Source organism: Echinicola sediminis, from assembly GCF_054777495.1.
In genome coordinates, this window is the sequence record NZ_BAAHAP010000008.1 from 68,735 (window position 1) to 90,744 (window position 22,010).

General features: G+C 42.0%; 22 protein-coding genes. 9 read left to right on the forward strand and 13 right to left on the reverse strand.

Annotated elements, in window-relative coordinates; all coding sequences use genetic code 11:
• Positions 1 to 39 precede the first annotated feature (39 nt).
• Positions 40 to 816 carry a zinc ribbon domain-containing protein gene (locus tag ACYVAA_RS03540; protein WP_460538680.1) on the reverse strand — a complete coding sequence of 259 codons (777 nt, stop codon included), beginning with the start codon at positions 814 to 816 and terminating at the stop codon, positions 40 to 42.
• Positions 817 to 819: 3 nt separating this feature from the next.
• Positions 820 to 1,920 carry a Nif3-like dinuclear metal center hexameric protein gene (locus tag ACYVAA_RS03545; RefSeq protein WP_460538681.1) on the reverse strand — a complete coding sequence of 367 codons (1,101 nt, stop codon included), beginning with the start codon at positions 1,918 to 1,920 and terminating at the stop codon, positions 820 to 822.
• 45 nt (positions 1,921 to 1,965) lie between these two features.
• Between ACYVAA_RS03545 and lpxK the strand changes: the two genes are divergently transcribed.
• From lpxK to ACYVAA_RS03565, 4 genes are read left to right on the forward strand one after another with little or no spacing between them, the layout of a single operon-like run.
• Positions 1,966 to 3,033: a tetraacyldisaccharide 4'-kinase gene (gene lpxK, locus ACYVAA_RS03550; RefSeq protein ID WP_460538682.1), complete on the forward strand. Its 1,068-nt coding sequence runs from the start codon at positions 1,966 to 1,968 to the stop codon at positions 3,031 to 3,033.
• Positions 3,034 to 3,058: 25 nt separating this feature from the next.
• The gene (locus tag ACYVAA_RS03555) at positions 3,059 to 4,936 is read left to right on the forward strand and encodes a putative porin (RefSeq protein WP_460538701.1); all 1,878 of its coding nucleotides are present in this window, start codon (positions 3,059 to 3,061) and stop codon (positions 4,934 to 4,936) included.
• Positions 4,937 to 4,943: 7 nt separating this feature from the next.
• A complete protein-coding gene (locus ACYVAA_RS03560; RefSeq protein WP_460538683.1) occupies positions 4,944 to 5,555 on the forward strand; it encodes a MiaE family protein in 612 nt (203 codons plus the stop codon).
• Positions 5,556 to 5,562: 7 nt separating this feature from the next.
• On the forward strand, positions 5,563 to 6,807 hold the full coding sequence (locus ACYVAA_RS03565) for an ABC transporter permease (protein ID WP_460538684.1): 1,245 nt from the start codon (positions 5,563 to 5,565) through the stop codon (positions 6,805 to 6,807).
• Positions 6,808 to 6,812: 5 nt separating this feature from the next.
• Here ACYVAA_RS03565 and ACYVAA_RS03570 read toward each other — a convergent pair whose 3' ends face one another.
• Together ACYVAA_RS03570 and mtaB are read right to left on the reverse strand one after the other, a co-directional pair.
• Positions 6,813 to 7,166, reverse strand: a complete 354-nt coding sequence (locus ACYVAA_RS03570; protein ID WP_460538685.1) for a DUF805 domain-containing protein — start codon at positions 7,164 to 7,166, stop codon at positions 6,813 to 6,815.
• 169 nt (positions 7,167 to 7,335) lie between these two features.
• Complete coding sequence (gene mtaB, locus ACYVAA_RS03575; protein ID WP_460538702.1) at positions 7,336 to 8,655, reverse strand: tRNA (N(6)-L-threonylcarbamoyladenosine(37)-C(2))-methylthiotransferase MtaB; 1,320 nt, start codon at positions 8,653 to 8,655, stop codon at positions 7,336 to 7,338.
• Between the two features lie 234 nt (positions 8,656 to 8,889).
• Between mtaB and ACYVAA_RS03580 the strand changes: the two genes are divergently transcribed.
• Positions 8,890 to 11,052 (forward strand): glutamine synthetase III family protein, encoded by a 2,163-nt coding sequence (locus tag ACYVAA_RS03580; RefSeq protein ID WP_460538686.1) that lies wholly within the window; start codon positions 8,890 to 8,892, stop codon positions 11,050 to 11,052.
• A 51-nt stretch (positions 11,053 to 11,103) separates the two neighbouring features.
• On the opposite strand, the gene ACYVAA_RS03585 is transcribed toward ACYVAA_RS03580, so the two are convergent.
• Positions 11,104 to 11,865 (reverse strand): creatininase family protein, encoded by a 762-nt coding sequence (locus tag ACYVAA_RS03585; protein ID WP_460538687.1) that lies wholly within the window; start codon positions 11,863 to 11,865, stop codon positions 11,104 to 11,106.
• A gap of 256 nt (positions 11,866 to 12,121) precedes the next feature.
• Here ACYVAA_RS03585 and ACYVAA_RS03590 point away from each other — a divergent pair, with 256 nt between their 5' ends.
• Both ACYVAA_RS03590 and rfbA read left to right on the forward strand, forming a co-directional pair.
• Entirely contained in the window at positions 12,122 to 13,567 is a 1,446-nt protein-coding gene (locus tag ACYVAA_RS03590; RefSeq protein ID WP_460538688.1) for an alpha-L-fucosidase, read from the forward strand.
• 150 nt (positions 13,568 to 13,717) lie between these two features.
• Positions 13,718 to 14,575, forward strand: a complete 858-nt coding sequence (gene rfbA / locus ACYVAA_RS03595; protein WP_460538689.1) for a sugar nucleotidyltransferase — start codon at positions 13,718 to 13,720, stop codon at positions 14,573 to 14,575.
• A gap of 21 nt (positions 14,576 to 14,596) precedes the next feature.
• On the opposite strand, the gene ACYVAA_RS03600 is transcribed toward rfbA, so the two are convergent.
• Complete coding sequence (locus ACYVAA_RS03600) at positions 14,597 to 15,184, reverse strand: hypothetical protein (RefSeq protein ID WP_460538690.1); 588 nt, start codon at positions 15,182 to 15,184, stop codon at positions 14,597 to 14,599.
• Positions 15,185 to 15,429: 245 nt separating this feature from the next.
• Here ACYVAA_RS03600 and gloA2 point away from each other — a divergent pair, with 245 nt between their 5' ends.
• Positions 15,430 to 15,816, forward strand: a complete 387-nt coding sequence (gene gloA2 / locus ACYVAA_RS03605; RefSeq protein WP_460538691.1) for a VOC family protein — start codon at positions 15,430 to 15,432, stop codon at positions 15,814 to 15,816.
• Here gloA2 and corA read toward each other — a convergent pair whose 3' ends face one another.
• From corA to ACYVAA_RS03625, 4 genes are all read right to left on the reverse strand, one after another.
• Positions 15,817 to 16,836, reverse strand: coding sequence for a magnesium and cobalt transport protein CorA (corA, locus tag ACYVAA_RS03610; protein ID WP_460538692.1), 1,020 nt, complete (start codon positions 16,834 to 16,836; stop codon positions 15,817 to 15,819).
• Complete coding sequence (locus ACYVAA_RS03615; RefSeq protein WP_460538693.1) at positions 16,820 to 17,215, reverse strand: response regulator; 396 nt, start codon at positions 17,213 to 17,215, stop codon at positions 16,820 to 16,822. The genes corA and ACYVAA_RS03615 overlap by 17 nt, the downstream gene beginning before the upstream one ends.
• A 180-nt stretch (positions 17,216 to 17,395) precedes the next feature.
• A complete protein-coding gene (groL, locus tag ACYVAA_RS03620; protein WP_460538694.1) occupies positions 17,396 to 19,027 on the reverse strand; it encodes a chaperonin GroEL in 1,632 nt (543 codons plus the stop codon).
• 52 nt (positions 19,028 to 19,079) lie between these two features.
• Entirely contained in the window at positions 19,080 to 19,358 is a 279-nt protein-coding gene (locus ACYVAA_RS03625) for a co-chaperone GroES (protein WP_460538695.1), read from the reverse strand.
• Positions 19,359 to 19,582: 224 nt separating this feature from the next.
• Here ACYVAA_RS03625 and ACYVAA_RS03630 point away from each other — a divergent pair, with 224 nt between their 5' ends.
• Positions 19,583 to 20,290, forward strand: coding sequence for a hypothetical protein (locus ACYVAA_RS03630; RefSeq protein ID WP_460538696.1), 708 nt, complete (start codon positions 19,583 to 19,585; stop codon positions 20,288 to 20,290).
• 36 nt (positions 20,291 to 20,326) lie between these two features.
• Here the strand turns inward: ACYVAA_RS03630 and ACYVAA_RS03635 are convergent, their stop codons facing one another.
• The 3 genes from ACYVAA_RS03635 to ACYVAA_RS03645 all read right to left on the reverse strand — a co-directional run bounded on the left by ACYVAA_RS03635 (position 20,327) and on the right by ACYVAA_RS03645 (position 21,978).
• The gene (locus tag ACYVAA_RS03635) at positions 20,327 to 21,310 is read right to left on the reverse strand and encodes a sterol desaturase family protein (protein ID WP_460538697.1); all 984 of its coding nucleotides are present in this window, start codon (positions 21,308 to 21,310) and stop codon (positions 20,327 to 20,329) included.
• 167 nt (positions 21,311 to 21,477) lie between these two features.
• Positions 21,478 to 21,849, reverse strand: a complete 372-nt coding sequence (secG, locus tag ACYVAA_RS03640; protein ID WP_460538698.1) for a preprotein translocase subunit SecG — start codon at positions 21,847 to 21,849, stop codon at positions 21,478 to 21,480.
• A 12-nt stretch (positions 21,850 to 21,861) separates the two neighbouring features.
• Complete coding sequence (locus tag ACYVAA_RS03645; RefSeq protein ID WP_460538703.1) at positions 21,862 to 21,978, reverse strand: hypothetical protein; 117 nt, start codon at positions 21,976 to 21,978, stop codon at positions 21,862 to 21,864.
• Positions 21,979 to 22,010: the final 32 nt, after the last annotated feature.

Genomic DNA, 22,010 nt, shown 5'->3' on the forward strand with positions numbered 1-22,010 from the left:
AAAAAGGCTGTCATTTGGATCATGACAGCCTTTTTGGTTTTATTTTTTGCTTCTGGTGCTTCTTTTTTTCTTTGGAAGTGTTTCGTCTTCGATTTCATCGGCAACGTCCGCTAAAATTCTTCCACAATGCTCACATACAATGATTTTTTTCTTCTCCCTGATGTCAGCTTGTCTTTGAGGTGGCACAATGTTAAAACATCCGCCGCAAGCTCCTCTTTTTACTTCTACTACCGCAAGTCCGTTTTTGGCGTTTCCTCTGATCTTCTTATAAGACTTTAGAATACGGTCTTCGATCTTTTTGGTAGCTTTTTCTCTTTCTGATTTCAGCTTGTTTTCCTCCGTTTCGCTTTCAGAAATGATGGTGTCAAGCTCTTCCTTTTTTGTGTCTAGATCTTTTTTACGATCTTTCAAAATTTCCTGAAGATCATTAAGATCACTGTTCTTCCCTTCTATCCTTGCTTCAGCTTCTCCGATCTTCTTCTTGGAAACCTGGATTTCCAAGTCCTGAAGTTCCAGTTCCTTGGTGATGGCATCGTACTCGCGGTTGTTTCTGACGTTCATCTGCTGCTCCTGGTACTTTTTGATCAGTTTTTCAGACTCTTTGATAGCTTCTTTGTGCTTCTTAATTTCGTCTTCTAAGGCTACGATATCGTTGTTAAATTTGTCTAACCTGGTTTCGTAACCCGCGATTTCGTCTTCTAAGTCTTGAACTTCTTCAGGAAGGGCTCCCCGGATTTTAAAAATGGCATCTAAACGGGAATCTATTTTTTGAAGATTATAAATTGCATCAAGCTTCTGTGCGACTGTACTTTCCATGTACTATATGTAAGTTATGGGATTCGTAATGACTTTTGTCAAATAGAGTGCAATATTACTAAAATTTTGTGATAATATCTCCTTTAACAAATCTTTTGTGTGAATTTCACTCTCGTAATGTCCGATGTCGGTTATAATGAGTTGGTTTTCAGCGTCAAAGAATTCGTGGTATTTTATATCGGATGTGATGAATATATCCGCCTTTGCCGCTTTGGCATTTGCCAGTAGAAATATACCGGCACCGCCACAAACTGCTATCCTTTTGATCGGTTTGTTCAGGAGCTTGGTATGCTTGAGGACACTGAGCCCCATTTTTTCTTTCAAATGTAGGAGAAAAGCATTTTCGTCCATGGCATTTTCCAATTCCCCAACCATGCCCGCTCCGACCTCTTGGTGTTCGTTTGCTACGTGCTGGAGGTAATAGGCAACTTCTTCATAAGGATGGGCTGCTTTTAGCGCGGAAAGAACCTTTCCTTGCAGGTGGGCTGGAAATATCACCTCTACTCTTTTTTCATGGACATATTCTAGTGTGCCCTTGCTCCCAATGGTCGGATTGGCTTTGTCAGAAGGCAGGAAAGTGCCCTCCCCATCTATTTGAAAGCTGCACTTACTGTATTCGCCTATAGCACCTGCCCCTGCGGCATGAAGCGCATCAAGGACTTTTTCAGTGTGCTCTACAGGGATAAAAGTGGTCAGTTTCATCAAAAGGCCTTTTTTGGGCGCTAGGATTTTGGTGTTTATTAATCCGATCTTATCACAGATACGTTTATTGACGCCCGTATGAATATGGTCCAGATTAGTGTGAATGGCGTAAATGGCTATGTCATTTTTGATGGCCTTGAGCACTGTCCTTTCCACATAGTTTTTGCCGGTAAGGCTCTTTAAGCCCTTGAAAACAATGGGGTGATGTGCCACGATCATATTGCATCCTAGTGATAAGGCTTCTTCAACTACCTCTTCCGTGGCATCCAAGGAGCAAAGGATTCCCGAAACTTCAGCATTGGGATCCCCGGTTATTAATTGGGCGTTGTCATAAGATTCTTGATAGGAGGGCGGGGCAATGCTTTCTAAATAAGAAACTACATCTCTAATCAAATTAACCATATATTTGTGTTTACCGTTTGATCCAAAAGTATAAAAAAATAAACAATGCGTCCTCATCAGTTTTTATTGTATCCTTTTTCCTTGTTATATGATGGGATTACCCGTCTGAGGAATAGGATGTTTGACAATGAGGTGAAAAAAAGTGTAGTTTTTGAAATTCCAACCATTGTGGTCGGGAACTTGGCCATGGGGGGGACGGGGAAGACGCCAATGGTAGAACTTTTGGTAGAGTACTTTAAGGAAAGCCATGAAGTGGCGACCTTGAGCCGTGGGTATGGGAGGAAAACCAAAGGCTTTGTCTTGGCCGGAAAAGATACCACTGCTGCCGAAATAGGAGATGAGCCTTACCAGATTTTTTCCAAGTATGGAGAGGAGATCACGGTGGCAGTTGGAGAGCAAAGGATCCTGGCGATTCCTCAGATCATAGCCGAAAGACCGGCTACGGAGATGATACTACTGGATGATGCCTTTCAGCACCGCTATGTGAAGGGTGATTTCAATCTTCTGCTGACCACCTTTCAAAAGCCTTTTTTTAATGATCATGTTGTGCCGCTGGGCACACTCAGAGAGAGTCGGCAGGGAGCTGAACGGGCTGATGTGGTCGTGGTGACCAAAAGTCCGGAGGGGATATCTGAGGAAGAGAGGAAGAGGTATAGGGGAGAAATTCGACAGTATACCAAAAAGAAGTGCCCGGTGTTTTTTGCAGGCTTGAGTTACGGGCTTCCTTATGACATCCGGAGTAAAAAGAAAGGTGAATTTACCAAGGTGATTCTGCTAAGTGGAATTGCCAACGACCACCTGTTAAAGGAGTGGGTGGCCGAAAAGTATGAGTTGTTGGAGACCTTGTCTTACAGCGATCATCATCACTATTCTGTAAAGGACGTGGAAAATATCGTACAGCGGTTTGATTATCATAAAAGTCAAGCGCCTGTATTGCTAACAACCGAAAAAGATGCGGTCAAACTTAAAGCAGACAAATTCCTTAAAAATTTGCAAGAAATTCCGATTTTTGCGTTACCTGTACAGGTAAAAATGGAAGAAAAAGAAAAAAGTGCCCTGTTGGAATCTGTATCCAATGTCATCAGAAACAAAGCCTATCAAAGTGAAAAGTAAGCACCTACTAGTATTAATATTGTTCATGCTGTCTTTTGGCCAGGGGGCTTTTGCGCAGGTGGGGTCGGGGAGGACTTCAGAAAATGAGGAAGAGGAGACCGCTCCGAAAAGAGGGGGGCTGATCGATGATTCAACCAAAATGGTCTATGGTCCGAAAACGTCGCTGTACTTTTATGAGAAAAACCTGCGGTTCAATAGAATGAAGAAAACCCCACTGGATACAGGTTTGACCGGCTTTCATAATTTTGAGCCTGTATTTAGAAGTGGACATAAATACCAGGATTTGGGAAATATCGGCAGTGCCGCCCAGCCTGTCTACTACCAGGTTCCGGGGCTGATCGGGACGACCTCCGGGTTTAACGTTTATGACCTCTACTATCATTCGCCGGACAGCCTCAGGTATTTCGATACCAAATCTCCCTATACCAAATTGGAAGCTTTTTATGGTGGAGGTAATCGGAATATGCTGAATGTGGAGTTTGCCAGGAACGTCACCCCCAAGTGGAACATCGGGTTTAACTTCAATACCATTAGAGCCAGAAAGACCTTGAATCCCAATGCCAGGGATGATAATATGGCAGAGCAGACATCTTATTCTTTGCATACCAACTATCAGTCGGATAACGGGAAGTATTTTCTGTTGGCGAATTTTTCCCGGATGCATCACCGGGTAAATGAGCAGGGCGGGATCATTCCTCCGGAAGTAGACACGACTTCACTGTACTTTGCTTATGAAGATGCCAAAGTATGGCTGAGGAACAGCAGGGCAAAGGACATCAGACAGGACTACCACTTGTACCAGCAGTTTGAGTTACTCAAGGGCTGGCAAGTGTATCATGTTTTTGATAAGAAAAAACAAGGTGTTTCGTTTGTGACAGATCTTAATTCCGGTGATTCAACTTTTTTTAACCAGTTTAGTAAAAATCGCTTTATTGCTGAAGATAGTGTTAAAAACTATCACCATTTTTCTGAGATTCGTAATGAAGCGGGATTTAAGGGAGATTTTGGTCCTGTATATTATAATGCCTATGTGAAGTTTAGGACCGGAAGGATGGATAGCCCAAATTTTGAAGATAAGAATAGTTTCAACGAGGTGTATATCGGAGGAGCGCTGAGAGGGGATATCAATGAAAGATGGTCGTTTGAAGCGGATGGTGAATACCTGATTCCCAGTGGCTATAGGGTTCGTGGGGATTTTATATCTCCTTTTTTGAATGCCAGTTATCTAAAGGCTTCCTATAAGCCTACTTCAATGCAGCAGATGTACCGGGGCAATCTTTACCAATGGACAAATGATTTCTCCAATATAGGGGTGGATCAGATTAAAGGTGAAATCAAAGCTGATTTTGCAAAGGTGTCCATTAGGCCTTCATTAACCCTTAACAGGGTAAACAATTATGTGTATTTCAATGAGTCACAAGAGGCTGAGCAGGCAGACGGGGAAGCGTATATGGTTATTCCCGGTGTAAAAACAAGTTTCAGGTTTTGGAATAAATTGGTGTGGCAAAGTGAAGTGATTTATACGACGATTTCAGGCGATGCAAGTGATAAATTCAGGATTCCGGAATGGTTTGCCCGCAGCAGGATATTCTTTGACGGGCCGATGTTTGACGAAAATTTATTCATCCAGTTTGGGGTGGAAGGTAGGTACCGGAGCGATTACTATGCCGAAGCCTATATGCCCGCCACGCAGCAATACTACCTTCAAAATGACTTTTTGGTAGAGGCTTATCCGGTGGTGGATGCCTTTGTTAATTTGCGGATAAACAGGACCAGGGTGCTGTTTAGGTATAATCATGTAAATAGCGGGATGCTTGATGTGCCCGGTTATTTTGTGAGCCCTTATTTTACAGGGTTAAAAGGATCTTTGGACTTAGGGATCAGTTGGTATTTCTTTGATTGATGTATTTATGAGTTGGGAAGAAAGCACAAAAAATAAAATGTTGAACCTGCAATTGCCTACAGATCCAAGGTGGGTAGACATTGCATCGATGAATCTGGAAGATATTCTGGTGGATCATGCTTACTGTGAACAAAAAGCGGCTTCTTCCTGCATATCATTGATATTGCGGTATCCTGATCTCGATGAGCTGGTGGATGTGTTGACACCTGTAGTAGCAGAGGAGTGGGCCCATTTTGAGCGGGTAATGGAGCAGATAAGGAAAAGGGGCTTTACTTTTGGCAAGCCGAGGAAAGACATGTATGTAGTGAGGCTCAGTGAATTTATCCAAAAAGGAGGAAGCCGTATGGACCAGCTTACAGAATATTTACTCATGAATGCGTTGATAGAGGCCAGGAGTTGTGAGCGATTCAAGTTGCTGTGGAAAAATATTGAGGACAAGGAGCTTCAGCAGTTTTATTACGAGCTTATGGTGTCCGAGGCAGGGCACTATGTGAATTTTATAGAGTTGGCCAAGCACTATCAGGATCCAGAGCAGGTAGATCAACGATGGAAAGAGTGGCTGGCACATGAAGCCCAGGTGCTGAAGGGGCTTGAAGTAAGGGCAGATAGAATGCACTAATGTCATTATGGAATTGCTCGAAAATATTAAAGAATCATTAAGGTCTATACGATCCAATTGGCTCAGGACGATTTTAACCGGGCTGATTATTGCTATTGGGATCACCTCTTTAGTGGGGATGTTGACGGCCATTGACGGGATGAAAGCCCAGATCGAGGAGAGTTTTTCGGGTTTTGGTGCCAATAATTTCGATTTGAGGTCCAAGAATATATCGGGCCAAAGAGTGACCCGTGAAGGCGTGACCGAAAAACAATACCCACCAGTGAACTATAGAGAGGCCCTGGGTTTTAAGGAAGCTTATGCAGAAAGAGGGATTTCTACGGTTTACTGTTCCATTACTGGGTCAGCAGAAGTGAAACGGGGTTCTAAAACTACCAATCCCAATACACGAATTACTGGGGGGGATGAAAATTATTTGTTAATAAATGGATATGATATCAGCTCGGGCAGGAATTTCAGCAATGTGGAAGTGCGATACGGTAATAATGTCTGCATAATAGGCAGTGAAATCAAAGAAACGTTGTTTGAAACGTATGAAAACCCGGTAGGGGATTACATTTCTTTTTTTGGATCTAGGTATACCGTAGTAGGTGTTTTGGAAGAACAGGGTACAGTGGGCGGAGATGCCGGTGCTGACAGAAATATTTTTATCCCGGTTGAAAATGCCTCAAGATTGGACCAAACGGGAAATTTCAGGTATACCATTACGACAGCGCTGTCGGATCCCAGCAAAATGGAATACGAAATGGGGCAGGCTACGGGAATCATGCGCAAGGTCAGGGAAGACCGCATAGGAGAAGAAGACTCTTTTGAAGTGGTCAAGTCAAATAATGTTGGAGAGAGTTTGGAGGAGGTGGCGGGATATCTGAGGATCGGAGGTTTCAGTATAGGCTTCATTACGTTATTGGGTGCCTCAGTAGGTTTGATGAATATCATGCTGGTTTCCGTTACCGAAAGAACAAGGGAAATAGGCATTAGGAAAGCATTGGGGGCTACTCCTAAAAGGATCAGGGAGCAATTTCTGATTGAGGCTATTATAATCTGTGTTATTGGAGGAGTATTTGGTGTTTTTTTAGGTATAGTTATAGGCAATATCGTAGCCAGCCTGGTAGGTCCAGGAGGCTTTTTGATACCTTGGATTTGGATGATACTGGCTTTTGTTGTTTGTGTGTTAGTCGGGCTTATTTCAGGTGTAGTGCCAGCGTTTAAGGCCAGTAGGCTCGATCCCATCGAGGCATTACGCTATGAGTAGATGGCTTAGATGGGGTCGGTTTTTCTCGGGTCCGGACCATATTGATTTTTTCCAAAATCACCTCTTTTTACAGCCAGGTAGATAAATCCGATGAGGTTTACTGGAGGTGGAATCAATAAATATAGGGCGTATTTCCAATCCATTCCGATGTCATGGAGTCGCTTGATGGCCTGGACAAGCAAAAGGACAATGGTGGTGATGAGAATAATGCCGAATATCACCAGCGTCAACCAGTTGTGTGCCCGGATAGATTCGTACATGATCATCAAGCACAATAAGTTGATAAAATAAAAGACAATAAAAAGTAAAAGGTATTTTCTTCTGGTGATTCTTCCGGTAGGCTCTAAGAATGTTTTCATAGCTTTGTAGGTTTAAAGAATGTATATCATTAAACGAGTCAAGCAGAATAATTGTTTGTGAAAAGCCTGTTTTCCGAAATATGCCTCAGTAGTCACTCAGGGCAGGTTGATTTTTCAAGGAAGTAAATGGGACAATAAAAATGCGTCCATAAAGGACGCTTGAAGCTTATCAGTGTTTTTCGTACATGGTTTCGGGTTCCAGTACCTCTACATTGCCTTTGTCATTGATCTCGCTTAACGTGACTTTTTTAATTTCATTGATAAGCAAAGGATCGTATTTGGCAGAAACTCTAATGTAGTTTTCGGTAAATCCATGCATCTTACCGTCTTCCACATCATCTTCAAAAAGAACATCAAACGTTCTCCCTATATTTTCTTCATAGAATTTTCTACGTTTCTTTTCGGAAAGAATACGTAGCATTTTGCTCCGTTCATGCCTGATTTTCATAGGTACTACCCCCTCCATTTCCGTGGCCCTTGTATTGGCCCTCTCGGAATAGGTGAAAACGTGTAAATAAGAGACCGGTAGTTCATTAAGGAAATTGTAAGTTTCCAGGAACAGTTCGTCGGTTTCTCCGGGAAAGCCTACGATGACATCCACACCGATACAGCAATGAGGCATGAGTGACTTGATTTTTGTAACCCTGTCCACATAGAGTTCCCTTAGGTACCTTCTTCCCATTTTTCGAAGAATAGTGTTGCTTCCCGATTGAAGAGGGATATGGAAGTGGGGTACAAACCTCTTGGACTTTGCGGCAAACGTAATGATCTCATTGGTGAGCAGGTTAGGTTCAATCGATGAAATCCTGAACCGTTCAATGCCTTCAATATCGTCGAGTTCTTTGACAAGATCTGCAAACTTTTCCTTTCTCTTGCCGTCCTGAATTCCGAAATCCCCAATATTGACTCCTGTCAACACTACTTCTTTCACATCTGTTTGAGCGATTTCAAGAGCCGACTGCAGGATATTTTCAATAGCATCACTTCTGCTTTTGCCCCTTGCCAAAGGAATGGTGCAGAAAGCACAGCCATAATTACAACCATCCTGGACCTTTAAGAAGGTCCTCGTACGGTCGTGCATGGAATAGGCAGTGTTAAAAGTAGTGGCTTCATGGATTTCGGAAGCAAGCACTTTGGTTTCCTGTTCTTTGGCAAAGCCATCCAGTAATTCAATGAGCCTGAATTTTTCCGCTGCACCCAAGACCGCATCTACCCCTTTTATTTCCGATATCTCCTTTGGCTTGAGTTGGGCATAGCACCCTATGATGGTTACATAGGAGTTGGGAGAGATTTTCTTTGCTTCCTTGACGATCTTTTTACACTTTTTATCTGCATTTTCAGTGACAGAACAGGTGTTGATGATAAAGATGTCCGGGCTATCCTCGAAGCCCACTTTTTTATAGCCCTTTTCTTCAAACTGTCTACTGATGGTAGAAGTCTCGGAATAATTGAGTTTACAGCCTAACGTATAAAATGCTACTTTTTTCACGCCTTTGATGATATTATTCAATGAGTTGCAAATTTAGGGATATTATTCCGGTTTTCAATTTTCCTCAAATAATGTCGATTTTCCGCAAAACAGGGGTTGTTTGTGTCAATTTTCACTGTTTTCGGATCAAATAATGCGTTTTTATTAAAGATTGGCGCAAAAAAATACGATTTTTCTTTTTATTTAACTTTTTTGCTTATCTTCGCTACTGTTTTTAAACCACATTATTAAAACATGGCAACTTTACGACAAAAATCGCTAATGATGGTGCAGTCAAGAGAGAAAGTGTCTTTTGAAGCTCCTTCAAACAAAATTTCTGATTACTTTGGTTCTGAAGTATTCGGTTTGGCCGAAATGAAGGAATCATTGGCTCCTACCGTATATAAAAAGGTAAGTGAAGCAATTGAAAAAGGGACTAAAATAGATTCTTCCAGCGCGGAGGAAGTGGCACAAGCCGCAAAGACTTGGGCCTTGGCCAAGGGAGTAACCCACTACACTCACTGGTTCCAGCCATTGACCGGTTCTACCGCTGAGAAGCACGATACTTTCTTCGATGCACACGGCGGAATCGAAAAATTCAAAGGATCTGCATTGGTTCAGCAAGAGCCTGATGCATCTTCTTTCCCTAATGGAGGCATCAGATCAACCTTCGAAGCGAGAGGTTATACTGCATGGGATCCTAGTTCTCCAATGTTCATTTTCGAGAACACCCTTTGTATCCCTACGATTTTTGTTTCTTACACTGGAGAGGCACTTGATTACAAAACGCCTTTGCTAAAATCAGTGGAAGCTGTAAACTCAGCCGCTGTACAGATCTGCCAGTTGTTTGATAGAAATGTAAAGAAGGTAACACCTTCTCTAGGGGTAGAGCAAGAATACTTTGTCATTGACAAAGCGTTGTATGCTGCGAGACCTGACTTGGTGATGTCTGGAAGAACAGTGTTCGGCCACAACCCAGCAAGAGGTCAGCAGTTGGATGATCATTACTTCGGTTCTATTCCTAGCCGAGTAAAGGCATTCATGAAGCACTTCGAAATCGAAGCTTGGAAGCTTGGTATTCCAGTTTCTACCCGTCACAACGAGGTGGCTCCTGGCCAGTTTGAGGTGGCTCCGGTATTCGAAGAAATCAATAAGGCTACTGATCATAACCAGTTGTTGATGGATATGATGGATAAAGTGGCTGACCTTCATAACCTTAAAGTGTTGTTCCACGAAAAGCCGTTTGCAGGACTTAATGGTAGTGGTAAGCACAATAACTGGTCTTTGATCACCGATACAGGGGTGAACTTGTTCCAGCCAAGTAATTCAGCAAGAGAAAACCTTCAGTTCCTGACTTTCTTGGTAGCTACTATCAAGGCCGTTTATGATAGAGCTGACTTGTTGAGAGCGAGTATCGCTTCTGCTCCAAATGACTTCCGTCTTGGTGCCAACGAAGCTCCTCCTGCGATCATCTCTGTTTTCTTGGGATCTACGTTGACTGGAATCCTTGACGAGCTTGAGAAAAACGGAAACATCAAGATCGAGAAAGGTGACAATATGTACATGAAGTTAGGAATTACCAAAATTCCAGAAATCATATTGGACAACACCGATAGAAACAGAACTTCTCCATTTGCCTTTACCGGTAACAAGTTTGAGTTCAGAGCAGTAGGTTCTTCAGCTAACGTAGCAGGTCCTATGACTGCCTTGAACGTGATCGCAGCAGATACACTTCGTCAGATGTACAAGGATATCCAGGCTGAGATAGAAAAAGGAGAAGAGAAGAAAATTGCTATCGTCAATGTATTGAGGAAATACATTGCTGAAAGTAAAAAGGTTCGTTTCGAAGGTGATGGTTACTCTGAAGCTTGGGAAAAAGAAGCGGCGAAAAGAGGTCTTTCTAACCTGAAGAGCACTCCTTTTGCACTGGATGTTTTGTTGAGCAAGGATACTGTAGATCTTTACGAGAGACATCAGGTACTTAATGAGACAGAAATCCATGCAAGACATGAGATCAGGTTGGAGAACTATATCATGAAAGTTCAAATCGAGTCTCGTGTAATGGGCGACTTGGCACTGAACCATATCATTCCTACCGCTATCCAGTATCAAAACAAGCTGATCGAAAACGCCAATGGTCTGAAAGGACTAGGATTGGATGCTAAAGCAGCTATCCAAACGGTAAGCGAAATCAGCAAACATATCGAATCGTTGAAAGAAAATGTTTCTGCGATGATCGATGCGAGAAGAGAGCTTAATAAGGAAGAAGATATCGCTAAGCGAGCTAAGGGCTATAGCACTGAGGTAAAAGATGCTTACTTCGATAAGATCCGATACTCTGTGGATAAACTGGAGCTGTTTGTAGATGACGAGTTCTGGCCATTGCCGAAATACAGAGAAATGTTGTTCTTGAAATAAGAAACATTTCAATAGTTAGTACCTTAAAAGCCGGGCATTGCCCGGCTTTTTCTATTCATATGGATCGTATTGGTTGAGTTCGGCCAATTCAATAAATAGTTTAGCTACTTTTTGGGTGACATCTTTGAAATATTTTTCACCCTTTTCTTTTGAAGACAATTTGGGGTTTCCTATTCCGGTGTCTTTTGTTACCCGTGACCATTTTCTTTCGGACCAGGCCCATCCTTCTCGGATTCCTTCTACCAACGATTTTCGTTCTTCGCCAAGCCCGGCTTCTTCCAAGGGCAATACTAATTCGGGGAATAAATGTAAAATAAGGCTTGTTTCCATTTCGTCCGCATGATCCCCTTCATTTTGAAAGTAATCGGCTTTGTTAAGTGCTTTGAACCAGTTGCAGCTCGAGAAAAACATGTCAGGATATTTGAGTCCAACTTCTCTTAGGATGGTCTTAAAGTCATTTCCGCCATGGCTATTTAGGATGAGTAGTTTACGGACTTTTTGTCTGTGTAATACGTCGGCTAGATCACTGATGATGGCAAGTTGGGTGCTGGGGTTGAGGTTCATGTCCAGAAAAATGTCGGATTGCCCAGTGTTGACACCAAAAGGTATGGTGGGGAGAATCATTATTTTAGCGCCTTCTTGATAGGCTAAACGTCCTGCTTCATGGGCAATCGCTTCGGCCTCATAGTTGTCCGTGCCATAAGGTAGATGGAAATTGTGGGCCTCAGTGGCTCCCCATGGCAAAATGGCCAGGTCTATGATGGCGTGTTTTAAGTCTTTCCAGTTGGATTCTGCTAATATATATGGTCTCATAAAGGTATGGATGTAGGAAGTGGTTTTTATGTTTGATATATCGCTGCTTGCGTATCGCTAAGTTCTTTGTGGTCACACCATTAATATAAAGAAATCCGATGACTAGCCACAACGCATTGTGATGAAAACTATATATGGCTTGGTAAATGTTTGCGTAATGAATATATCTTTTGTAAAATTTTTATTTATTAAATAAAAGTTGTAATTTTATTTTCGTAAACCTGTTTAAGGTAAAAGGGTAAGATTAAAAGTGCATATGGTCAAGCATCTCTCAATAGTTTCTTTATTATTAATTTATTTTGGAGTCAATTTAAGCCTGTTTGGTCAGGAAGATAACCTGCACCGTCAGTCCAGTGTATATGAAGCACCAACAGATCCTTTGGTAGTTCAAAAACTTGATGAATGGAAAGATCTTAAGTTCGGAATGATTATTCACTGGGGAGTATATGCTGTTCCAGGTATGATAGAGTCCTGGGCGCTTTGTTCTGAAGATTGGATCAGCAGGGACAGTACACGTACTTACAATGATTTCAAGCAATGGTATTGGGGCTTAAAAGATGAGTTTAACCCTGTCAAATTCGATCCTGACCAATGGGCGGATGCTGCCGACGCTGCAGGAATGAAATATTTGGTATTTACGACCAAGCATCATGACGGGTTCAATATGTTTGATACAAAGCAGACGGATTACAAAATCACCAATGGTCCCTTTAAGGATCATCCAAAGGCCAATGTCGCCAAACATGTGTTTGAGGCTTTTAGGAAAAAGGATTTCATGATAGGAGCCTATTTTTCTAAGCCAGACTGGCATTCTCAATATTATTGGTGGTCCAAGTATGCTACGGCTGATCGTAACAATAATTATGATATCCGTAAGAATCCGTGGAGATGGAACAAATTCAAGGAGTTTACTTTCAATCAAATCAGTGAGTTGATGCACGACTATGGTGACATTGATATCCTTTGGTTGGATGGTGGTTGGGTGCGTCCTCTAGAGACGGTCAACGATGAAGTGCGGGCGTGGGGAGCGAGAATACCTGAGTGGAGTCAAGATATTGATATGCCGAAAATCGCGGATATGGCCAGAACAGCACAGCCAGGATTATTGATGGTAGATAGAACGGTACATGGACCATACGAAAACTATCAAACCCCTGAACAAAGGGTTCCAGATCATAAAATAGATGTACCTTGGGAATCATGCATGACTTTAGGGCATGCTTGGGGCTATGTACCTAATCAGAATTATAAGTCAGTTACAAAGGTAGTTCATTCCTTAGTAGAGGTGGTAGCGAAGGGAGGAAGTCTATTGCTTGGAGTGGGGCCGACACCAGAAGGGCTTATTCCGCAAGAAGATGTGGAACGTCTTAAAGGGATAGGAGAGTGGTTGGCAGTGAACGGCGATGCCATCTATGGGACTCGGACAGTGGACTTTTATCAGGATGGGGATGTGTACTTTACCCAAAATAAGGAAGGGGAAGTATATGCCATCAAGCTGATCCAAGAAGGTGAAAGTATCCCAGAAATGGTCAGTTGGTCCTCAGAACAATCCATTAGAGGGAATAAAGTGATGCTTTTAGAGGGGGGTAAAAGACTTAAAGCCATTGAAAAAGAGGGTAAGGTACAGGTAACTATTCCTAAAAGTGTTAGAAACAAAATAGAGAAAAGAGAAGCTATCGTGTTTTCGTTTGAAAACAAATAACTAAAAATATTTATTAGGGTCAAAGCCTGGGGGGAAGGATTCCCTTCGGGCTTTTTTTGTTTCTATTGGCCTGTTTTTTGCGTTAAAAGGCTTTATGGTTAGTAATTTGAATTGCAACTATTATCTTCGTAAACAAAGAAAATTTTTGATATGAAAGGGATTATTCTGGCCGGGGGCTCCGGTACAAGGCTTTATCCGTTGACCATTGCGGTAAGTAAGCAGCTGATGCCGGTTTATGATAAACCGATGATTTATTATCCATTGTCGGTACTGATGATGGCAGGTATTAAAGAGATTTTGATCATAACCACTCCTGAGGATTCAGAAGCATTCCAGAAATTGTTGGGGGATGGGACGCAATTGGGCTGCTCGTTTTCATTTGCCATTCAGCCAAAGCCGGAAGGTTTGGCGCAGGCATTTGTTATCGGAGAAGAGTTTATCGGGGATGATAAGGTGGCTTTGATTCTTGGGGATAATATTTTTTACGGAAGCGGACTTCAGGAGACACTGATGAAGCATACAGATCCCGAGGGAGGGGTGGTCTTCGCTTATCATGTTAACGATCCTCAGCGGTATGGGGTGGTTCAATTTGATAGTGAAAAGAAAGCCATCAGTATTGAAGAAAAACCTGATGAACCAAAATCAAATTTTGCTGTTCCCGGACTTTATTTTTATGACAACAGGGTGGTGGAAATAGCCAAGAAGATCAAACCCAGCCCTAGGGGAGAGCTCGAGATAACGGACGTGAACAATGTTTACCTAGAAGAAGGGGCACTTAGTGTGGGGATTTTGAGTAGGGGGACAGCCTGGTTGGATACGGGTACCCATCAGTCATTGCTTCAAGCGGCTCAATTTGTGGAGGTAATAGAGGAGCGGCAAGGGCTTAAAATCGGCTGTGTGGAAGAAGTTGCGTATAGAAAAGGATTTATCGATAAGGAGCAGTTATTGAAATTGGCCGATAAATTAGGGAAAAGTGGTTATGGAACTTATTTAAAAAGAGTGGTATAAGTGAGTAAATTTTACTCACTTTTATTGTTTCTTCCAAAATGGAATAGGGGATAGGTACCGCTTTACGAAGAACTGTCCCTGAAGCATCATGTCGTTGAATTTATTGAATCCACCATTGCCGTCCAGGTCATCCTTAATCAGTACAATTAAAGAGCCTTCAAAGCCAATGTCCCACAAAGGGTTTAAGGCCATCATGCCGCCCAGTCGAAAGGGAAGATGAAAAGAAGCGCCTGTACTATTTTTCTTAAAGGACTCGTCACTGTTGGCAAAATATTGCGTGCTAGGGATGACTGTTAAACCCAATCCGATTCCACCATAAGCATTGTACTTGGGTCTTTCTATGTGGGATCTAAATGAAGAGAGGTAAATTTCAGGCATTATGTCCAGAGTAAAGGCATTGCCGTCAAATGCATAGGATTGATTGTTGGCGCCCCATTGTAAAGCAATATTGGAAGTGGAAGGGAAATTATGACCGCTTACGCGTTGGTAACCTAATGTCCCTCTAAGGTTGATTCTGTCAGTGATTTTTTTTGCTAAACCTAAATTTATTGCTGGTTGAATTGCGAATTCAAAGGTCTTGTATGGTCCTCCGATGTCAGTGTAAATCATAGAGGGACCGAATGATAAATGGGCAGAATGGGGTCTCGGTATTCCCTCTTTATAAAAATTTTGGGCAAAGCCCGTATTAATAGAAAGAAGTAATAGTGCAAAGCTGAAGTAAAATAATTGCTTAACTGACATAATAGGTGTCGGAACTTAATTAAATTGATAACGAATGTCGGGGGATTTTATTTTCAACTCTCCCTCAAGTATTGTACCAAGCTGTATTATGACAGGTTTAAATATTAGAAAATATGCTTATTAAACAACTCCACCACGTAGCTATTATCTGTTCGGATTATAAACGTTCAAAGGATTTTTATACCGGAGTGTTGGGGCTTGAAATATTGCGAGAGGTTTACAGGGAAGATAGGAAGTCCTATAAATTGGACCTGGGTTTAGCGGGGCAGTACCTTATAGAGTTGTTTTCATTTCCAAGCCCACCAGCAAGGATCAGCAGGCCAGAAGCGTGCGGTTTAAGGCATTTGGCTTTTGCTGTGGATAATTTGGACAAAGCTGTGGAATATATAAAACAAAAGAAGGTGAAGATCGAAGAAATAAGGGTAGATGAATATACGGGGAAACGATTCGTTTTTTTATTCGATCCTGATGATCTGCCCATAGAATTTTACGAAGTATGATCAAAACCACTTTTTGTGTTTGAAATAGGCGATCATTGAAGCGGTTACCAGAATGAAGACGCCCCATAGGATGGGGTAAGCATACTTCCATCCTAATTCGGGCATGGACTGAAAGTTCATGCCATAAACGCCGGCGATGAAGGTGAGCGGGATAAATATCGAGGCCATGACCGTTAGGGTTTTCATGACCTCATTTTGTTTTATGCTTAATTGGGTCATGTAAATTTCAGCAAGATTGCTGAGGGCCTCTCGCTGGAGTTCCAGGCCTTCAAGGATTTCTATGCTATGTTCGTAAACATCGTTGATGTAGGTTAGATTTTTGGTTTTTATCAGCGAATGGTCAGATTTTTTCCAGTTTGCAAGCAACTCGCGAATTGGCCATGTGCTTTTTCGGACGTTGCGCAATGCTTTTCGGTGGTGATATATCGGGGAGAGGCTGATATTGTTTCGATGGCCTATTATACGGTCCTCAAGCTTTTCGATTTCATCGCTGATGAGCTCCAAGATGGTATAGTATTCATCCACAACGGTGTCTACCAGGGTGTAAGTGAAATAGTCGGTGCCTAGTTTTCTCATTCTGCCTTTGGGATTTTCCAGCCTGCTCCTAATATTGTCAAATACATCTTTTGGTGTTTCTTGAAAGGATAAGATGTAATTTGGGCCGAAGAGAATACTCAGGTGTTCTGTGCTTATTTCTTTAATGCCGTTTTTAGAATAGATCATCTTGGTGACCAGAAAAATGTAGTTTTCAAATTCCTCGATCTTAGGCCGCTGGTCGGTATTGATGATATCTTCGATAATCAAAGGATGGATGCCAAAGATTTCAGCTACCTTATTTACTGTGTCAATAGCTGAGGTATTGGAGATGTTGACCCAGATTTTGTTGGTTTGGTTTAGAAATGAGGGGATGTCATCAGGGTTTTTGATATGATGCTTTTCAAAATGGTCCTCCCCAAAGCTGTATAATTCTATCGATGCCTGCAGTTGGTTTGTGGGCGTGGTGTTACCTGTCCTTGACATGTTCAGGTAGTATTTTGAATAATTTCTCAGTGGTAAGAGGTTTTTCTATAAAGCCTTTTACTGAGGGGTATTCTCTGGATTTTTTTCGGTCTTGAAAATCAATTGAGCTGGAAAGCATCAGAATGGTATCTTCTCGATCCACGCATTTTTCCTCGTACTGATTTAAAAAATCCCAACCGTTCATTACTGGCATATTGATGTCCAATAGTATCAAGAGTTTTTTGTCTTTACCCAGGCCGACGATTTTAGAAAGGGCGTTTTCCGCTTCAAGAAACTCATCAACATTAGGGCTCAAGTCCATCTTGCCGATTAACCTTTTGTTGATGAGATTGTTAATGGGATCATCGTCTATTAGAACAATTGAATCAAATAAATACATCAATCGAATCTTAGAATTTCGAGAATTTTATATGCCAAACGAAGGTAAGATACAATTATATTTTATTTAAAAAAAAATATTTTAGTCGCATTTAGTTTTTTGAATAAACAGGAGGGACCTATAGATAACAAATAAAAATGGGCGGGAAACCGCCCATTTTTACGTTTTATTTGAATGTGCTTACATCATGCCGCCCATTCCGCCGCCGCCCATTGGAGGGGCAGCTGCTCCACCTTCTTCTTTTACATCTGCTACTACGCATTCTGTAGTCAGAAGCAAGGCCGCAATAGAGGCTGCATTTTCTAGGGCAAGTCTGGTAACCTTAGTTGGGTCGATTACACCGGCCTCGAACAGGTCTTCAAACTTGTCTGTTCTGGCATTGTAGCCGTAATTGCCTTTGCCTTCTTTAATTTTGTTGATAACCACTGAACCTTCGGCACCTGCGTTGGCTACGATAGATCTCAATGGAGATTCGATGGCTTGTTTAACGATATTGATACCAGTGTCTTGGTCATCGTTTTCGCCTTTAAGACCTTCAAGGGCAGAGGCCGCTCTGATAAGGGCTACACCACCACCTACTACTACTCCTTCTTGAACAGCCGCTCTGGTCGCATGAAGAGCATCATCTACACGATCTTTCTTCTCTTTCATTTCTACTTCAGTAGCAGCACCGATGTAAAGGATAGCTACTCCGCCAGAAAGCTTCGCCAATCTTTCTTGAAGCTTCTCTCTGTCGTAGTCAGAAGTGGTTTTTTCGATTTGGGACTTGATTTCAGAAATTCTTGCTTCGATAGAAGCTTTCTCTCCGGCACCGTTTACGATAGTGGTGTTGTCCTTGTCGATGTTGACTTTTTCGGCAGTTCCCAGGTATTCAACGGTAGCATTTTCAAGCTTATAACCTCTTTCTTCGGAAATCACAGTTCCTCCGGTAAGGATAGCGATGTCTTCCAACATGGCTTTTCTTCTGTCACCGAAACCAGGAGCTTTTACAGCAGCTACTTTCAGGGCACCTCTGATTTTGTTTACTACCAATGTAGCCAATGCTTCACCGTCTACATCTTCAGCAATGATCAAGAGAGGCTTGCCTGACTGAGCAACTGGCTCCAATACAGGAAGCAATTCTTTCATTGAAGAGATCTTCTTGTCGTAGATCAGGATATATGGATTCTCCAATTCCGCTTCCATCTTTTCAGTGTTGGTAGTGAAATATGGAGAAAGGTAACCTCTGTCAAACTGCATACCTTCTACCGTTCTTACTTCGGTTTCAGTACCTTTAGCTTCTTCAACAGTGATAACACCGTCTTTACCTACTTTGTCCATCGCATCAGCGATCATGTTACCGATCTCTTCATCGTTGTTGGCAGAGATGGTACCTACCTGAGCGATTTCTTTAGAAGTAGAGATTTCTTTTGAGTTGGCTCTCAGTTCAGCGATTACAGCTGCTACAGCCTTGTCAATGCCTCTTTTAAGGTCCATAGGGTTAGCGCCGGCAGCAACGTTTTTGATGCCCACGTTGAAAATCGCCTGGGTCAATACTGTGGCAGTAGTGGTACCGTCACCGGCATTGTCAGCAGTCTTGGAAGCTACTTCCTTTACAAGCTGAGCACCCATGTTTTCGATTGGCTCTTCCAGTTCGATCTCCTTAGCTACAGAAACACCATCTTTGGTGATAGTAGGAGCCCCGAATTTTTTGTCGATGATTACATTTCGACCCTTAGGGCCCAAAGTTACTTTTACTGCTTCAGCAAGAGCGTCTACACCTTTTTTTAATTTATCTCTTGCGTCGGTATCGAAAAATAATTCCTTTGCCATTTTAGTTTACTTTTAATGTTTTGATTGAAATAAAACGTTGAAGTTTGTGGTTTTAGAGAATCGCAAAAATGTCAGATTCTCTCATGATCAGGTAGTCGCTGCCTTCTACAGATAGTTCAGTTCCGGCATATTTGCCATAAAGTACAGTGTCACCCACTTTAACGGTAAGAGGTTCATCTTTTTTACCGTTCCCTACAGCTACTACGGTGCCTTTCTGTGGTTTTTCTTTGGCAGTGTCAGGGATGTAAAGTCCAGATGCTGTTTTCTCTTCGGCTGCAGCAGGTTCTACTAGAACTCTGTCGGCAAGCGGTTTGATGTTTACTTTTGACATAATTTTATTGATTTTTTTAGGTTAGTTTTTCTTTGTTTCCTTGTGCCTCTATTACATTTCTTGTGCCAAGTAAATATCGGGAGGATTCCATGACAGAAAGTCTTGAAAAAGTGTCTTGTCCCTGTCACCTGATCAGGGAAAGCATTGTTGAAGCTGTCAAATTTGCTTTTTGAGTTTGGCATATATGTCAGTTTTTTGTTAAATTCTACAAAAGTATATCCCCTATGAAAACATTGTCAGATAATTGGATAGTCGAAGGTTGGATAGATTTCGAGTATAAAAAATACATGCTCTTGGCCTATCTAAAAGAAGTGGAAAAGCATTTTAGCAAGGTCAAACTGTATCCTCCCTTAGGGGATCTCATCCGGCATTATGAAAAACTTCAGGGCTTTGTCAGCCAAAAGGATGTGCTGAAACAAGCATTTCCTAAGCGGATAACCGGCATAGACCATAAAAACGTCGAGTTCAAAAAAACTTCTGTGATGAAGGAGGATGAGCTGATGAAGGAGCTGGACGATATACTTGAGTTTTCCATCCCCCAGATCAAAAAGCAGATAGAGCAGGGGAAAGATATTTATGACTTGGTGGAAAAAAACCTTGAAGTGGAACCAATAGGGCTTTTTCCCATTTATCAGAAAGAGGGCTATGTTTTGTTCTCCTATGAAAAGTCCAACGAGGTATTTATCTATAGCTATCAGGTTAAGCTTTTTGAGAGTAGTGCTGAGAAATTCCGAGGGATTGCCTTTGACTTTTTGGGGACCAAAACCAAATCACTGTCCGATTCTTATGAGCAGATCAAACTGAATCTGGTGAAAAATTATCGACACCTTCCCAATCCTGCCACCTGGAGAGTACATAGTATAAAAAGGCTTCCACTTGAAGAGACCATTGTGCCCATTAGTAAGCGGATGCTGATGAGGATGATCGCATAAAAAAAGCACCCGACTGATGTCCGGGTGCTTTAGGAGTCAATTCTCTTTCTGAAGCAGGGAAGGCTCTTTTTCCGATAGTATGGGAGCCGGTGCAGGTTTTCTATCCTCCTGCTCTGTGTTTAATGCCTTTTCCTTCTCTTGTTGTCTTTTGGCCTCCCTGTTTAGGATGACTTCATCACCGGGTTTGCCAAAAAGGATTTTCCAAGCCTCTTTACGGCTTTCCGCTTTTTTAAGGTCTTTGACAATGTCATACCATTCATGGAAGACCAAGGTCACGGGATTATAGCTGTTTACCGGCTTGGTAATGCCGTAATTTGGTCTGTCTCCCTCAGCCATGAAGGTTCCAAACATCCTGTCCCAAATAATAAAGGTAGACCCATAGTTCTTGTCCAGGTAATGCTCGTCACTGGCATGGTGTACCCTGTGGTGGGAAGGGGTGGTGAATATGAACTCTATCGGGGCAGGTAATTTTTTGATGTATTCGGTGTGGATCCAAAATTGGTAGAGCACAGCGATCTGGTGACATATGAAGAACACAAAGGGATCAAAGCCCAACATCACTACAGGAATGAAGAAAATGAACTTTATGTGCTGTGTCCAGCTCAGCCTGAAAGATACTGAGAAGTTGTATTTCTCGGAATTGTGGTGGGTGACATGGGTGGCCCACCAAAAGCGCTGTTCATGGGCAACTCTATGAGCCCAATAACGGGCAAAATCGATGGCGATAAAGCACAGGATAAAGGACCACCATGTGGGGGCAATTTTCCAGGGAACGATGTTCCAAAAGAACAGAACAGCAGTGAATAAGGCTACTTTTATCAGTGCGCTGATGCCCACATTGATTAATCCAATAGATGAAGCTGCCAGGAAGTCCTTTCCGTCATACGTGTCTCTGTTTTTGTAAATACTCAAACCCCATTCGGCAAAAACCAGTGCAAACATTACTGGTGCAGCCCAAAGGATGATATTTGGCCAGTCCATGGCTCCAATATCCTCTAGACTCTGATAATTTTCAAACATAAGTTATTATTTAGTGTTTTAGTTTAGCAAAAATAAAAAGATACCACATTAAGCTCACAGTACCAAAAATAAAGGCGCTGTTAACATTTATTATGGAAAATATAATCTAAAAAAACAAAAAGCCCATTCTCTGAACGGGCTTTTGTTTATTTTAGTATCTGCTGCTATTATTGATTCTCTGCGCTGTCTGCAGGAAGAGCTTCTGTTTCCTCAGTATTTGGAAGGATGCTTTCACTGTCTCCAAATGCAGGAGCTACCATTTGCTCTTTTGCACTTTCAATGTTAGGTGAAACAAACTCATCAGAACTTCCTCCATTGCTTTCAAGAAAAGCGGAAGTGCCAAGTGAAAGTATCAAAATGGCCAGGGCCAAAACCCAAGTAGACTTTTCAAGAATATTACCTGTCTTGGTCACGCCCATAATTTGGGAAGCACTCCCTCCGAATGCCGCTCCAGCACCACCTTTGGAATTTTGACCTAAAATCACCAATACCATTAGTACGGCCAAAATGATGATGATGCTGATTAATAAAGTAAACATATAGTATTAAATTTAATCTTTCAACTCTTTTATTAAGTCCGCAAAATAAGCCTTTTTCTTTGGAAATTTCAAAATTAATTTCTCATAAATTTCTATGGCCTTGTCTTTTTTCCCCTGTTTAGTCAGCAGCTTGGCGTATGATTCAGAAAGTAGCTTTTCAC